Source organism: Xanthomonas sp. 4461 (genome assembly GCF_024806475.1).
Lineage (GTDB): Bacteria > Pseudomonadota > Gammaproteobacteria > Xanthomonadales > Xanthomonadaceae > Xanthomonas > Xanthomonas arboricola_F.
This window is the reverse complement of sequence record NZ_JANTYV010000002.1, coordinates 35692-50644: the sequence shown is the minus strand read 5'-3', so window position 1 is coordinate 50644 and position 14953 is coordinate 35692. Positions and strand designations below refer to the sequence as shown.

The window sequence follows — 14953 nt, the reverse complement described above, 5'->3', positions numbered from 1 at the left end:
CAGGAGAACGCGCATTCTAGCCGAGTGCGACGCGCTCTCGCTTAGCAGTGACAGGAGGTGCGAGCGGGCTAGCTGCCACGTGCGGCAGCGATGAACGCGGGGTCGCTGACAAGCGCTCCGATCAGCTTCTGCACCGTCGTGCCGTAGTTGTCGACCGCTGCCGCGATTGCCACAGCGCCGATGAAGGAGGCTTCCCACTGATGTTCGACGGAGAGCTCCCGCTCGTAGACCACGATGCCATCACGCACGAGCACGAAGCGGGCGCCGATCTGGGCGCGCCCGATCCTGACGCCGGCCGCGTTGACGGTGTTCTTGGTCAGCGTCCCGCGCAGCTCAACGGCGCTGTTTGTCGATAACGCCTGTGCTGTACCCAACTCCTCGATCAATGCATCGCGCAGATAGCTCGCATAGGTGCCATCGCCGCCGCTTTTGAGTGGATTGCCACGCAAGCTCAGGGAATGGTTTTCCACGCCAGCGGCTGCGTCGAACTTGCCCACGCTGACGGAGATCGGTTGGCGAAGCAGCGCTGCGCTGTTGTCGATACCGGGCTGATATTTGGGGGTCTGCAGGGAGGCGCATGCCGGTAGCAGCATGCACAGCACCGCCAGAAGGAGACATCGCGTTACACCGTTCAAGCGCCGGAATCCACGAAAGCGCCCTGCGCGGCAAGTTGCTTCAGCGCGTTGAGCACGAGCTGATCGACCACCACATTCGCGGCCTCGGCAGGTGTCTTGGCGGGCAATCCGGCCGGGCCCGCCTTGTTGCCGACCGTAGTGTGGAGTGCGTGCTTCACCGTGGTCTGCGTGGTCTTGCCTGCGCGCGTGTAGACCGCGGTGCAGATGTAGCCATCGGTGACCAGGCTGCCAGCCAGACCAAACGTTAGACCTGTGCCAAATCCTTTTGCCGCCGCGTTATCGGTGAGCGGAACATTGTCGATCACCAGCCGCAATTGCCCGGCACCGGGTGTGTTGCCGCCGATCTGCCCAAACTGATGCGACTGCGCCACTGCGGCGATCACTCGGCTGCGCATGTCTTCGGTGGCACGCGCGTTAGCGTTGCCCTTGGTACGGAACTCGAACAGCACTAGGACCGGGTCCGGCGAACTGGGCGCCGTGAACTGACTTTGCGTGACAACCGGCAAGGCGGGATCGACGTACGACTTCATGGTGATGCATGCGCTCAAAGAGGCGCACAAGAACAATGCCAGTGCCGCACGCAATGCGCGCAGTCCAGTGTTACGACACATATCGATGTCCCCCTGAAGAAGCGCACCCGGCCATTCGGGTGGCGCCGCTTTTATGCGACATCTATCACGAAAAGTAAAGATGGCGTGACGAAAGGCAGGCTACGCGGCTGCCAGCGCCCTGCCGACCTTGCTGCCGGTCTCGCGGCCCAGCAGGTGCGCCAGCCAGCGGCCGGTGTGGGCGAGGGCGGGCAGGTCGATCCCGCTCGACATGCCCAAGCCGTGCAGCAGATACACCACATCTTCGCTGGCGACATTGCCGCTGGCGCCCTTGGCATACGGGCAACCACCGGCGCCGGACACCGCCGCATCGACCACGCGCACGCCCTGTTCCAGGCAGGCCGCGATATTGGCCAGCGCCTGCCCGTAGGTGTCATGGAAATGCACGGCCAGTGCGTGCATCGGCACCGCCTCTGCCACTGCGGCCAGCATCTGGCGCGCCTTGCGCGGGGTGCCGACGCCGATGGTGTCGCCCAGCGAAATTTCGTAGCAGCCCAGCGCGTACAGCCGCTGCGCGACATCCACCACGTCCGCCACCGGCACCTGGCCTTGATACGGGCAACCCAGCACCGTGGAGACGTAGCCGCGCACGCGCACACCGTCGAGGGCGGCCTGCGCAAGGATCGGCCGGAAGCGCTCGAGCGATTCGTCGATACCCGCATTGGTATTGGTGCGGTTGAAGGCCTCCGACGCCGCAGTGAAGACCGCCACCTCCTGCGCGCCGGCCGCCTGCGCGCGGGTGTAGCCCTGCAGGTTCGGCACCAGCACCGGATAGGCGATGCCAGGTGCCTGTGTGATGCCGGCAAAGACCTCGGCCGCGTCGGCCAGCTGCGGCACCCAGCGCGGGCTGACGAAGCTCGTCGCCTCGATGGTGCGCAGGCCGGTAGCCGACAGCCGATCGATCAACGCAATCTTGTCGGCGGTGGCGATCGGTTGCGCCTCGTTCTGCAGCCCGTCGCGCGGGCCGACCTCGACAATGCGCACGAAGTCGCTCATGTCCGAGCCCCGCTGCCTGCAGCGGTGCGGGCAACCGCCCGGGTGCTCATGCCACGTTCTCCGGCACCCAGGCCGGGGAGCGTTTGTCCAGGAATGCGCCCAGGCCCTCCTGGCCTTCGGGCGAGACGCGCAAGCGGGCGATCCATGCGGCGTTGGCGGCATCGATGGCATCGCGGTCGGCGGCCGGCAGCACCGAGCGGACCAACGACTTGGCAGTGCTGGCGGCCAGCGGCGCGGCGGCCAGCAGCAGGCGCACCTGCCGCTCCACCGCGATATCCAGTTGATCGGCTGCCACCAGTTGATGCAGCAGCCCCAATAACTGCGCAGTACCGGCGTCGAAGATCTCGCCGGTGGCGAACCAGCGGCGTGCCTGGCGTGCGCCGATCGCTGCGATCACGTACGGCGAAATCACCGCCGGCAACAAGCCGAGCTTGCTCTCGGTCAGCCCGAAGCGCGCCTCGGTGCAGCCGATGGCGATATCGCAGCACGCCACCAGGCCCACGCCGCCGCCGAACGCCGCGCCGTTGACGCGCGCGATGGTGGGCTTGGGCAGTTCGTCCAGCGTGCGCATCAGGCGCGCCAGGGCGAACGCATCGGCCGCGTTGTCGGCTTCGCTGGCGCCGGCCATGCCGCGCATCCAGTTCAGGTCTGCGCCCGCAGAGAACGCCGCGCCCGCACCGGTGATCACCACCACCCGGATCTGCGCTGCCTGGCCAGCCTGCCGCAAGGCGTCGGTGAGCGCGCTGATCAAGGTCGCATCGAAGGCGTTGTGCACCGCCGGGCGGTTCAGTCGCAACGTGCGGACCGCTCCCAGGTCCTCCACGATCAAGCCGGTGTCCTGCATTGCGTCAACGTCCATGAATGGGATGCGAACCATGATAGCGGCACGGGTCGCTGGCGCCATGACGCGGTGCGTCGATGCTAGAATTGAGAACCATTCCTAACAAGCAGGCCGTCTTTGTGACGCTGTCCGACATGCCCTTGCATTGCGCCGCCATCGTGGACTCCGTGGAGGATCGTCTTCCCAACGACACGATCGCCCGGCGTCTGCGTGAGCTGGGGTTTGTCGCAGGCGAGGAGGTCACGGTGCTGGCGACCGGGCCGGTCGGCCGCGAACCGTTGCTGGTGCAGGTCGGCTACACGCGTTTTGCGTTGCGTCGTAGCGAGGCCGCGCGCGTGCAGGTGCGGCAAGACGGAGCATCGGCATGACGGCGGCCGCCGTGCCGTTGCGTCTGGCGCTGGTGGGCAACCCCAACAGCGGCAAGACTGCGTTGTTCAACCAGCTGACCGGCAGCCGCCAGAAGGTGGCCAACTACACCGGCGTCACCGTCGAACGCAAGGAGGGGCATTTTCGTGCGCCGTCCGGGCGCGACTTTGCGGTGCTCGATCTGCCCGGCGCCTACAGCCTGCAGCCAGCCAGCCTGGACGAGGCGATCACCCGCGACCTGTGCCGTGGCTTCTATCCCGGTGAGCCTGCGCCGGACGTGCTGGTGTGCGTGATGGATGCGACCAACCTGCGCCTGCATCTGCGCTTCGCGCTGGAGCTGCGCGAGCTGGGGCGGCCGATGATCGTGGCGCTGAACATGGTCGACGCGGCGCAGCGACGGGGCATCGTCATCGATCTGCCGGCCTTGGAGCAGGCGCTCGGCGTGCCGGTGGTGGAGACCGTGGCGGTGCGACGCGGCGGCGCCAAGGCGCTGGTCGAACGCATCGACGCGCAGGCCGCGAGCCTGGCGGCACCGAGCGCCACGCCGCCTGCCGATGGCAACTACCATGCGCAGGTGCGGCAGATCCTGAGTGCGGCGGTGACCATGCCGACGCGGACCTCGCGCGTGGACGATGCGCTGGACCGCTGGCTGCTGCACCCGATCTTGGGGCTGGTGACGCTGGCGGTGGTGATGTTCCTGATCTTCCAGGCGGTGTATGCCTGGGCCACCCCGGTGATGGACCTGATCGATGCCGGCACCGCGATGCTGGGCGAGTGGGTGGGCACCACGCTGCCGGAGGGCCCGCTCAACAGCCTGCTCAAGGACGGCATCATCACCGGCCTGGGCGGGGTGATCGTCTTCCTGCCGCAGATCCTGATCCTGTTCGCCTTCATCCTGGCGCTGGAAGAATCCGGTTATCTGCCGCGCGCGGCGTTTTTGCTCGATCGCATGATGGCGGCGGCCGGCCTGTCCGGGCGCTCGTTCATTCCGTTGCTGTCGAGCTTTGCGTGCGCGGTGCCGGGCATCATGTCCACGCGCAGCATCCAGGACCCGCGCGACCGGCTCGCCACCATCATGGTTGCACCACTGATGACGTGCTCGGCGCGCTTGCCTGTGTATGCGCTGCTGATCGGCGCCTTCATTCCGCAAAAAACCGTGTGGGGCATCTTCAACCAGCAAGGGCTGATCCTGTTCGCGCTTTATGCCGTGGCAATTTTCAGTGCGTTGCTGGTGTCGTGGACGATGAAGAAGTGGCGTCGCGACAAGAGCGAGCATCCGTTGATGCTGGAGCTGCCGTCCTACCGCGTGCCGCACCTGCGCGATCTGGCGCTGGGGTTGTGGGAGCGCGCCTGGATCTTCCTCAAGCGCGTCGGCGGCATCATCCTGGCGTTGACCATTCTGCTGTGGTTCCTGTTGTCGTTCCCGGCCGCGCCGGCCGATGCGACCTTGCCGCCGATCGACTACAGCTTTGCCGGCCGCATCGGTCACGCGATGGCGGTGTTCTTCGCGCCGCTAGGCTTCAACTGGCAGATCTGCATCGCGTTGATTCCCGGCCTGGCCGCGCGCGAAGTGGCAGTGGCGTCGTTGGCGACCGTCTACGCGCTGTCGGCTGCCGATGACGATGCAGCGGCGCAGGCCTTGTCGCCGCTGATCAGCGATGGCTGGTCGCTGGCCACCGCGCTGTCGCTGCTGGTCTGGTACATCTACGCGCCGATGTGCATCTCCACCCTGGCCACGATCAAGCGCGAGACCAACTCGTGGAAGCAGATGACCATCAGTGCGGTCTATCTGTTCGCACTGGCCTACCTGGCCTCGCTGGTGACCTACCAGTTGGCCGTGTTGTCTGGCGCCGGCTGACATGGATCTTTCGCTCACCCTGCAATACGTGGTGATCGCCATCGCGGTGCTGGTCAGCCTGTGGGTGGTGATGAAGAAGCAATTTCCGGGCGTCTTGCGAACGATGCGTGGCGCGCTTGCGCTCGCGTTGCTGCGCGACGGGCGGCCGGCCTGGATGCGCACGCTGGGCCGGCGCGTGGCGCCGGCGGCGGCGCAGGGCAATGCGGCCTGCGGTGGGTGCGACAGTTGCGGCCCCGCGCCAACGCGCAAGCACTGAGACCCTTGGCCTCGGCTACACTTGCACGGCCGCAGGAAGCGGCGTGACAGGGGGGAAGTGCATGCGTTTGCTGGTGTTGCTGGCGGTCTTGGCCGCGATTGCAGGTTTGTACAACTATGGCGGCAACTCGCTCGACGAGAAGCAGGTGCGCGACTTCTACGCGGCGCACGATAAGGCGATGGTCAGTCAGGATGGGGAGGCGCTCTGCGCCATGACCGCGCCGGACTTCGAAATGGTGGTGTTGTACCGCATGGATTCCCAGCAGAAGCGCGAGACTGCCGATCGCGCCAAATACTGCAAGTCCAACGGCGAGTGGACACAGGTGCTGCAACAGATGCGCCATGTGGCCGAGCCGGAAGAGCTGATCGACTACAAGCACTCGATTACCAAGATCGAGATCGCCCCTGATGAGCAGTCGGCGATGGTCGAAACACGGGCCACGCTTGGCTTGCCCGGTTTGCGCATGACCTTCCGTTCGCGCGACAAGATCGTGCGCAAGCGCTGGAAGACCTTGATCACGCGGAGCGAAGGCACCGCCTGGGTTGGTCCGGCGTATCGGTAGCCACAAGGCGGCGGTGCTTTCTGCGCCGCCGCCAGCAGCGTCCAGCAACGCGACTGTGCGCACCGCCGGGCGGGCACGGCGTTGGCCACTCGCATGCTCCGGTTGTGAGCCGTCCGCATCTGCCTGACGACTGCTCGCCAGGTGTTGCTGGCTGCCCTGCATCGACGCACGCGCGCTGCACTGCACAGCGCCGGGGTCGCGGGCGTTGGGTATGCTTGCAGCATGACGACCTCCTTCCAGATCTCCCGACGTGCGCAGGCGCTGACCAGTTCGGCGATTCGCGAAATCCTCAAGGTGACCGAGCGGCCGGAGGTGATTTCCTTCGCCGGCGGCCTGCCATCGCCGGCGACCTTTCCGGTCGAGCGCATGCGCGCGGCCAGCGACCAGGTGTTGCGCGAGGCGCCGCAAGCAGCGTTGCAATACGGCCCGACCGAAGGCTATGCGCCGCTGCGCGAATGGGTGGCTGCGCGGCTGAGCCGTGACGGCGCCGGCATCCGGCCCAGCCAGGTGCTGATCACCACCGGCTCGCAGCAGGGACTGGACCTGCTCGGCAAGGTGTTTATCGACGAAGGCAGCAAGGTGCTGGTGGAGACGCCGAGTTACCTCGGTGCGTTGCAGGCGTTCTCGCTGTTCCAGCCCGCGTTTGTCGGCATGCCGTCCGACGATGATGGCGTGGTGGTGGATGCACTGGATCCGGCGCTGCTGGCCGATGCGCGCTTTCTGTATTGCCTGCCCAATTTTCAGAATCCCACCGGGCGGCGTCTGCCATTGGCGCGACGTCAGGCGCTGGTCGCACGCGCGGCCGAGGCCGGCGTGCCGATCGTCGAAGACGACCCGTACGGCGAGCTGTACTACAGCGGCGAACCCTTGCCGAGCCTGCTGTCGATGAACCCCGACGGGGTCATCTACATGGGGTCGTTCTCCAAGGTGTTGGCGCCCGGGCTGCGGTTGGGCTACGTCGTCGCGCCCGAGGCCGTGCTTGGCAAGTTGATCCAGGCCAAGCAGGCGGCCGATCTGCATACGCCGTCGTTCACCCAGCGCGTGGTGTATCAGACGCTGCAGGACGACTTTCTCGACACGCATATCCCGCAGATCCGAGCGCTGTATGCGCGGCAGTGCAGTCTCATGCTGGAAGCGCTGGATCGGCACTTCCCGGCGCAGGTGCAGTGGAATCGTCCGGAAGGCGGCATGTTCCTGTGGGTGACCCTGCCGCCCGGGCTGGATGGCACTGCATTGCTGGCGCGCGCGATCGCACGCAATGTCGCGTTCGTGCCAGGGGCGCCGTTCTTTGCGACCTTGCCGCAAGCCAATACGCTGCGGCTGTCGTTCGTCACCGTGCCGGGCGAGAAAATCGATGCCGGCATCCAGGTGCTTGGGGATGTGCTACGCGAAGCGCTGGCCGAACTGCCAGGGCAGGGCGCATGACATTGCCGGCCGCGGTGCCGCAAGCGCCGGTTGCCACGCGCATCGATCACGTCGCCACCGGCGTCGCGCGCGACTTCACCCGCCCCGGTAGCCGCAGCGCGATCGACAAGCGTGCCGTCAATGGTTCGGTCGCGATCGGTGTCGAAGGGCTGGTGGGCGACGAGCAAGGCGACCGGCGCGTGCATGGCGGGCCGGACAAGGCGATCCATCATTATCCGCGCGACCACTACGCGGCCTGGCGTAACGAGATTGGCGCGCATGCGCTGCTGAAAGCGGCCGGCGCGTTCGGCGAGAACCTGAGCAGCACCGGCCTGACCGAGGCCACGGTCTGCCTTGGCGACCGCTTTACCCTGGGCACCGCCGTCGTGGAGGTCTCGCAGCTGCGCCAGCCGTGCTGGAAGTTGTCCGATCGCTTCGGTGTGCGCGACATGGCGCGCCGCGTGCAGGAAACCGGCCGCACCGGGTGGTACTACCGCGTGCTGCAGCCCGGCGCGGTGGCGTCTGGCGACACGCTGGCATTGCAGGAGCGACCGCATCCGCAGTGGAGCCTGTCGCGGTTGCAGCAGGTGCTGTATGCACGCGAGGTCGACGTCGCGGCCATCACAGAGTTGCTGCGTCTTCCGCTGGTGCCGTCGTGGCAGGCCCTGTTCGAACGCCGTCTGCAACGCAGCGAAGTGGAAAGCTGGAGCAGACGCCTGACCGGTCACGACGACTAAGGGCGGCGAACAAAACGACCGTGCTCACCACCACCAGGCGGGCGCGGCCGCTGCTCGATGCGTCATGCACCGCGCGTACCCTCGGGTTCCGGGCGCGCCGTCCACGCCCATCCGATGCTTGCTCGCTGCGTCGTGTTAGCCGTTCCAGGCAGCGGTCGCGCGCTGCGGTCATTGATGCACCGGCCGTAGTCACCGCGCACAACAATCTCGCCCGCAGCGTCAGCCGCCCAAGCGCAACGCCGCGCATGCGTGGCATCCACAGATCGCTCGACCAGCGGTAGCGCTACTGCAGGCGACAAGCCACGTCATCTCCACCAAACCACGCCAACCTCAGCAAACGCTCAGACCCGCGCGCCGCCGTGACGACTCCCCAATCCCAACTCCCCAATCCCCCGCACCTTGTGCAACCCCCACCGCCTCGCTAGCCTGCGGGTATGACAACGTCTCCTGTAAAAGTTCTGATCCACGGCGCCTCCGGGCGGATGGGCAAGGCATTGCTGCGCCTGGCGGCCGAAGACGACGCATTGCAGGTCGTCGGCGCAGTGGTGGGGCGCTCGCCGTCGCAGCGCGTGGTGGACGGCGTGCCGTTCTTTGCCGCCAGCGAGCTGGGCGGTGCGCCTGCCTTCGATGTGGCGATCGACTTCAGCCTGCCGCAGGGCTTTGCACCGATCCTGGCGTTATGCGCGCAACGCGGTAAGCCCTTGGTGTCCGGGACCACCGGGCTGGACGAGACGCAGCGCGCCGCGCTGCTCGATGCCGCGCGACAGATTCCGTTGGTGTGGGCCTCCAACTTCAGCCTGGGTGTGGCGGTGTTGACCGAATTGGTCGAGCGCGCTGCCGGCACCTTGCCCGGGTGGGATTGCGACATCATCGAAGCGCATCACGTGCACAAGCAGGACGCGCCATCCGGGACCGCACTGACGTTGGGCGAGGCGGCCACCGGCAGCGGAGCGCAGCCGCGCTTTGCCAGCCTGCGTGCCGGCGACATCGTCGGCGAGCACACCGTGCAGTTCACCGGGCTGGGCGAGCGTGTCGAGCTGGTGCATCGCGCCACCAACCGCGACATCTTCGCGCGCGGTGCGCTGCACGCGGCCAAACGCCTGATCGGCCGGCCGGCCGGCAGCTACCGGGTGCGCGACCTGGTGCTATAGCCCGCGCGCAACCGCGCATGAACAATTGCGCGGTTGCGCAGCCTATTCATGCCGCCGTTGCAGCGCTCCTGCCGCAGGCGGTGCGTTGCAGGCTGGCAAGCAGAGGCACTTGCCTTTACAATTCTCGCTTGCCCGAACCAGCGTCGGACCGGTCCTCAGCACCGCGTCCGCGCTTTGCTGCAACCGGAATTTGGCCGGAAGCGCATCGGAGTCCCAGGCAGCCAGAGCGAGACCCCACGTGACCCAACCCGCAATCCTTGTCCTCGAAGACGGCACCGTGTTCGAGGGCGAATCCGTAGGCGCCAACGGGCTTTCCGTCGGCGAAGTGGTGTTCAACACCGCCATGACCGGTTACCAGGAAGTCCTGACCGATCCCTCCTACGCCCGCCAGATGGTCACGCTGACCTATCCGCATATCGGCAACACCGGCTTTACCGACCAGGACGACGAGGCCCGCAAGATCTGGGCCGCCGGCCTGATCGTGCGCGATGTGCCGCGTCGCCCCAGCAGCTGGCGCAGCGAAGTCGCACTGCCGGAGTGGCTGCAGGCCCGCGGTGTGGTGGCCATTTCCGGTATCGATACCCGCAAGCTGACCCGCCTGCTGCGGCAGAAGGGCGCCCAGAACGGCGCGTTGATGGCCGGCGAGATCGATGTCGACAAGGCGCTGGAAGCGGCGCGCAGCTTCCCCGGCCTGAAGGGCATGGACCTGGCCAAGGTGGTTTCCACCGAGACCAGCTACAGCTGGCAGGAAGGCTCGCTGGATCTGAATTCGGACACTTTCGTGCGCACCGAGCTGAAATACAAAGTCGTGGCCTATGACTACGGCATCAAGCTCAACATCCTGCGCATGCTGGCCGACCGTGGTTGTGACGTCACCGTGGTGCCGGCCCGCACGCCGGTGGCCGAGGTGGTGGCGATGAATCCGGACGGCGTGTTCCTGTCCAACGGCCCGGGCGACCCGGAGCCTTGCGATTACGCGATCGCCGCGATCCAGGAATTGATCGCCAGGAAGGTGCCCACCTTCGGCATCTGCCTGGGGCATCAGTTGCTGGCACTGGCCGCTGGCGCCAAGACGGTGAAGATGACCACCGGCCATCACGGCGCCAATCATCCTGTGCAGGATCTGGATGGCGGGCGGGTGATGATCACCTCGCAGAACCATGGCTTTGCAGTGGATGAAACCACGCTGCCGGCCAATGTGCGGGTGACGCATCGTTCGCTGTTCGATGGCACCAACCAGGGCATCGCTCTCACCGACGCGCCGGCGTTTTCGTTCCAGGGTCACCCGGAAGCATCGCCGGGCCCGCGCGACGTGGGGCCGTTGTTCGATCGGTTTACCGCGTTGATGGCGGCCAAAGCCTGATGATGGCCTCGCTGGCCCTGCCGTCGCGACTGCGCCGCTGGCGTGTGTACGTGTTGGCGGCGCTGGTGTTGGCGGCCTATCCGGCGTTCGTGCTGATTGCGGTGTATTCGCAATGGCTCGGCGCCGGCCTGGAAGGTGGACGCAACGGCCCCGCCGATGCGTATCGGCACAGCCTTGCCAGCGCCATCGTCGCCTATACCTTGTCCCCGCGCTGCGTGGATCTGGTGACCGCGGTGATGGAGCGCGGCGGGCAGGGTAACGCCAGCCGGGCCATGGATGCCCACAACAACATGATCGGCGCGCGCATCGGCGCGGCCGCTCCGAGCTGGGCCGCGATGCAGCGAGAGGTTCGCGCCGCGGTCGACCATGGCGCGATCGATGCCCGATCGCCCGACCAGATTACCTGGCGCGCCCCCGCGGCGTGGCAGGACCGACTTTACTGAGGACCCCCATGCCAAAGCGCACCGACCTAAAAACCATCCTGATCATCGGCGCCGGCCCGATCGTCATCGGCCAGGCCTGCGAGTTCGATTACTCCGGCGCGCAGGCGTGCAAGGCGCTGCGCGACGAGGGCTACCGCGTGGTGCTGGTCAACAGCAATCCGGCCACGATCATGACCGACCCGGACATGGCCGATGCGGTGTACATCGAGCCGATCAACTGGCAGACGGTCGAAAAGATCATCGCCAAGGAAAAGCCCGACGCCCTGCTGCCGACCATGGGCGGGCAGACCGCGCTGAACTGCGCGCTGGACCTGGCCGACCACGGCGTGCTGGAGAAGTACAACGTCGAACTGATCGGCGCCAAGCGCGAAGCCATCCGCATGGCCGAAGACCGCGAGCTGTTCCGCGTGGCGATGGGCGAGATCGGCCTGGATTGCCCCCGTGCCGAAGTGGCGCACACGCTGGAAGAGGCGCTGGATATCCAGACCCGCGTCGGCTATCCGACCATCATCCGCCCCAGCTTCACGCTGGGCGGCAGCGGCGGCGGCATCGCCTACAACCGCGAAGAGCTGATCGAGATCGTCGGCCGTGGCCTGGAACTGTCGCCGACCACCGAAGTGCTGGTGGAAGAATCGGTGCTGGGCTGGAAGGAGTTCGAAATGGAAGTGGTCCGCGACACCGCGGACAACTGCATCATCGTCTGCGCGATCGAAAACCTCGACCCGATGGGCGTGCATACCGGCGACTCGATCACCGTGGCGCCGGCGCAGACGCTCACCGACAAGGAATACCAGCGCCTGCGCGATGCCTCGATCGCGGTGCTGCGCAAGATCGGCGTGGATACCGGCGGCTCCAACGTGCAGTTCGGCATCAGCCCGACCACTGGCCGTGTGGTGGTGATCGAGATGAACCCGCGCGTGTCGCGGTCCTCGGCGCTGGCCTCCAAGGCCACCGGCTTCCCGATCGCCAAGGTCGCCGCCAAGCTGGCGGTGGGCTACACGCTGGACGAATTGCGCAACGAGATCACCGGTGGCCTGACCCCGGCCTCGTTCGAGCCCTCGATCGACTATGTGGTCACCAAGATCCCGCGCTTTGCGTTCGAGAAATTCCCGCAGGCCGACGCGCGCCTGACCACCCAGATGAAGTCGGTGGGCGAGGTGATGGCAATGGGCCGCACCTTCCAGGAATCGCTGCAGAAAGCGCTGCGTGGGCTGGAAACCGGCAAGATCGGGCTGGATCCGACCGGCCTGGACCTGGGCAGCGAAGACGATATCGCCGCGCTCAAGCGCGAGCTCAAGGCGCCGGGCCCGGAGCGCCTGTTCTATGTCGCCGATGCGTTCCGCGCCGGCATGAGCGTGGCCGATGTCTACGCGCTGTCGTTCATCGACCCCTGGTTCCTGGATCAGATCGAAGAACTGATCAGCCACGAACAGCAGCTGGCCGACGACGGCATGCAGGCACTGGATGCGGCGCGTCTGCGCACGCTCAAGCGCGCCGGTTTCTCCGATGCGCGCCTGGCCGAGCTGACCGGCACCAACGAGGAATCGGTGCGCACGCTGCGTCGCGCGCTGAAAGTTCGCCCGGTCTACAAGCGCGTGGATTCGTGCGCGGCCGAATTCGCCACCAGCACCGCGTACCTGTACTCGACCTACGAGGACGAGTGCGAGGCACTGCCGACCGATCGCGACAAGATCATGATCCTCGGCGGTGGCCCCAACCGCATCGGCCAGGGCATCGAGTTCGATTACTGCTGCGTGCACGCGGCGCTGGCGCTGCGCGATGACGGCTTTGAAACCATCATGGTCAACTGCAACCCGGAGACCGTGTCCACCGACTACGACACCTCCGACCGCCTGTACTTCGAGCCGCTGACGCTGGAAGACGTGCTGGAAATCGTCGAGCTGGAAAAACCCAAGGGCGTGATCGTGCAGTACGGCGGCCAGACCCCGCTGAAGCTGGCGCGCGCGCTGGAAGCCAACGGCGTGCCGGTGATCGGCACCTCGCCCGATTCGATCGACCTGGCCGAAGACCGCGAGCGTTTCCAGCAGCTGGTCGACAAGCTGGGCCTGAAGCAGCCGCCGAACCGCATTGCCCGCAATGCCGACGAGGCGCTGGTGCTGGCGCGCGAAATCGGCTATCCGCTGGTGGTGCGCCCGAGCTATGTGCTCGGCGGCCGCGCGATGGAAATCGTCTACGGCGAATCCGACCTGGCGCGTTATGTACGCGACGCGGTCAAGGTCTCCAACGATTCGCCGGTGCTGTTGGACCGCTTCCTCGACAACGCGGTGGAAGTGGACGTGGACATCATTGCCGACAAGGACGGCAACGTGCTGATCGGTGGGCTGATGGAACACATCGAAGAGGCCGGCGTGCATTCGGGCGATTCGTCCTGCTCGCTGCCGCCGTATTCGCTCTCGCCCAAGACCCAGGCCGAGCTGCGTCGCCAGGTGGTGATGCTGGCCGAAGGCCTGAACGTGGTCGGCCTGATGAACACCCAGTTCGCGGTGCAGGTCAACGAGGCCGGCGACGATGTGGTGTTCCTGCTGGAGGTGAACCCGCGCGCCTCGCGCACCGTGCCGTTCGTATCCAAGGCGATCGGCATCCCGCTGGCCAAGATCGCCGCCCGCTGCATGGCCGGCAAGACGCTGGCCGAGCAGGGCGCCACCAAGGAAATCGTGCCGGGCTATTACTCGGTGAAGGAAGCGATCTTCCCGTTCGCCAAGTTCCAGGGCGTGGACCCGATCCTCGGGCCGGAGATGCGCTCCACCGGCGAGGTGATGGGCGTGGGCCGCAGCTTCAGCGCCGCGTTTGCGCGCGCGCAGGAGGCCGGCGGCATCAAGGCGCCGCCGGTGGGCAAGGCCTTCGTGTCGGTGCGCGACCCTGACAAGCAGCGCGTGCTGCCGGTGGCGCAGGCGCTGGTGGAACGCGGCTATACGCTGGTCGCCACGCGCGGTACCGGCGCCTGGCTGCAGCAGAACGGGCTGAGCTGCGAGATCGTCAACAAGGTGGCCGAAGGCCGCCCGCATATCGTCGATTCGATCAAGAACGGCGAGATCGTCTACATCGTCAACACCACCGAAGGTCGCGCCGCCATCTCGGACTCGTTCTCGATCCGGCGTGAAGCGCTGCAGCATCGCGTGACCTATTCGACCACTGTCGCCGGCGCCAAGGCGCTGGTGCATTCGCTGGAATTCCGCGGCACCGGTCCTGTCTGGTCGCTGCAGGAACTGCACAAGGAGCTTCAAGCATGAGAGCACCCATGACATCCAAGGGCGCGCAACGTCTGCGCGAGGAACTGGATCAGCTGAAGTCGGTCAAGCGCCCGGCGGTGATCGCTGCGATCGCCGAAGCGCGTGCGCACGGCGATCTGAAGGAGAACGCCGAGTATCACGCTGCGCGCGAGCAGCAGAGCTTCATTGAAGGCCGCATCAAGCAGCTGGAAGGTGAGCTGTCGCATGCCGAGATCATCGACATCACCAAGTTGTCGGCCGGCAGCAAGATCGTGTTCGGCGCCACGGTGACGCTGGCCGACACCGAGACCGATGAAGAGAAGCGCTACCAGATCGTTGGCGATCTGGAAGCGGACATCAAGCTGGGCCTGATCGCGATTTCCTCGCCGCTGGCACGCGCGTTGATCGGCAAGCTGGAAGGCGATTCGGTCACCATCGATGCGCCGGCCGGCCAGCGCGAATACGAAGTGGTCAGCGTCGCGTACCTGGATTGACCCACTGAC

The 14953-nt window shown here is 66.3% G+C and carries 15 protein-coding genes and 1 other RNA gene; 12 read left to right on the top strand and 4 right to left on the bottom strand.

Going from position 1 to position 14953, the window contains the following annotated elements; all coding sequences use genetic code 11:
* Positions 1-68: 68 nt before the first annotated feature.
* The 4 genes from FHY19_RS08015 to FHY19_RS08000 form a co-directional block, all read right to left on the bottom strand.
* Positions 69-593: a hypothetical protein gene (locus tag FHY19_RS08015; RefSeq protein ID WP_259164257.1), complete on the bottom strand. Its 525-nt coding sequence runs from the start codon at positions 591-593 to the stop codon at positions 69-71.
* Positions 594-631: 38 nt separating this feature from the next.
* Positions 632-1219: a hypothetical protein gene (locus FHY19_RS08010; RefSeq protein WP_259164255.1), complete on the bottom strand. Its 588-nt coding sequence runs from the start codon at positions 1217-1219 to the stop codon at positions 632-634.
* A 126-nt stretch (positions 1220-1345) separates the two neighbouring features.
* Positions 1346-2239, bottom strand: coding sequence for a hydroxymethylglutaryl-CoA lyase (locus tag FHY19_RS08005; RefSeq protein ID WP_259164251.1), 894 nt, complete (start codon positions 2237-2239; stop codon positions 1346-1348).
* Between the two features lie 46 nt (positions 2240-2285).
* Entirely contained in the window at positions 2286-3083 is a 798-nt protein-coding gene (locus FHY19_RS08000) for an enoyl-CoA hydratase-related protein (protein ID WP_259166333.1), read from the bottom strand.
* Positions 3084-3199: 116 nt separating this feature from the next.
* Between FHY19_RS08000 and FHY19_RS07995 the strand changes: the two genes are divergently transcribed.
* The 12 genes from FHY19_RS07995 to greA all read left to right on the top strand — a co-directional run bounded on the left by FHY19_RS07995 (position 3200) and on the right by greA (position 14944).
* Entirely contained in the window at positions 3200-3448 is a 249-nt protein-coding gene (locus tag FHY19_RS07995) for a FeoA family protein (protein WP_046962549.1), read from the top strand.
* Entirely contained in the window at positions 3445-5304 is a 1860-nt protein-coding gene (locus FHY19_RS07990) for a ferrous iron transporter B (RefSeq protein WP_259164249.1), read from the top strand. The genes FHY19_RS07995 and FHY19_RS07990 overlap by 4 nt, the downstream gene beginning before the upstream one ends.
* Position 5305: 1 nt before the next feature.
* Positions 5306-5560 (top strand): DUF6587 family protein, encoded by a 255-nt coding sequence (locus tag FHY19_RS07985; RefSeq protein WP_259164247.1) that lies wholly within the window; start codon positions 5306-5308, stop codon positions 5558-5560.
* A 61-nt stretch (positions 5561-5621) separates the two neighbouring features.
* Positions 5622-6122 (top strand): nuclear transport factor 2 family protein, encoded by a 501-nt coding sequence (locus tag FHY19_RS07980; protein WP_259164244.1) that lies wholly within the window; start codon positions 5622-5624, stop codon positions 6120-6122.
* Positions 6123-6344: 222 nt separating this feature from the next.
* Positions 6345-7547: a PLP-dependent aminotransferase family protein gene (locus FHY19_RS07975; protein ID WP_259164241.1), complete on the top strand. Its 1203-nt coding sequence runs from the start codon at positions 6345-6347 to the stop codon at positions 7545-7547.
* On the top strand, positions 7544-8263 hold the full coding sequence (locus tag FHY19_RS07970; RefSeq protein ID WP_259164238.1) for an MOSC domain-containing protein: 720 nt from the start codon (positions 7544-7546) through the stop codon (positions 8261-8263). Before FHY19_RS07975 ends, FHY19_RS07970 begins: the two co-directional genes overlap by 4 nt.
* A gap of 64 nt (positions 8264-8327) precedes the next feature.
* Positions 8328-8404: non-coding RNA, sX9 sRNA (locus tag FHY19_RS07965), on the top strand.
* A 293-nt stretch (positions 8405-8697) separates the two neighbouring features.
* Positions 8698-9414: a 4-hydroxy-tetrahydrodipicolinate reductase gene (gene dapB / locus FHY19_RS07960; protein ID WP_259159828.1), complete on the top strand. Its 717-nt coding sequence runs from the start codon at positions 8698-8700 to the stop codon at positions 9412-9414.
* A gap of 238 nt (positions 9415-9652) precedes the next feature.
* The gene (gene carA, locus FHY19_RS07955; RefSeq protein WP_259164228.1) at positions 9653-10777 is read left to right on the top strand and encodes a glutamine-hydrolyzing carbamoyl-phosphate synthase small subunit; all 1125 of its coding nucleotides are present in this window, start codon (positions 9653-9655) and stop codon (positions 10775-10777) included.
* Entirely contained in the window at positions 10777-11220 is a 444-nt protein-coding gene (locus tag FHY19_RS07950) for a hypothetical protein (RefSeq protein WP_259159832.1), read from the top strand. Before carA ends, FHY19_RS07950 begins: the two co-directional genes overlap by 1 nt.
* An 8-nt stretch (positions 11221-11228) precedes the next feature.
* Complete coding sequence (gene carB / locus FHY19_RS07945) at positions 11229-14471, top strand: carbamoyl-phosphate synthase large subunit (RefSeq protein WP_259164220.1); 3243 nt, start codon at positions 11229-11231, stop codon at positions 14469-14471.
* 8 nt (positions 14472-14479) lie between these two features.
* The gene (gene greA, locus FHY19_RS07940; protein WP_181112888.1) at positions 14480-14944 is read left to right on the top strand and encodes a transcription elongation factor GreA; all 465 of its coding nucleotides are present in this window, start codon (positions 14480-14482) and stop codon (positions 14942-14944) included.
* Positions 14945-14953 lie beyond the last annotated feature (9 nt).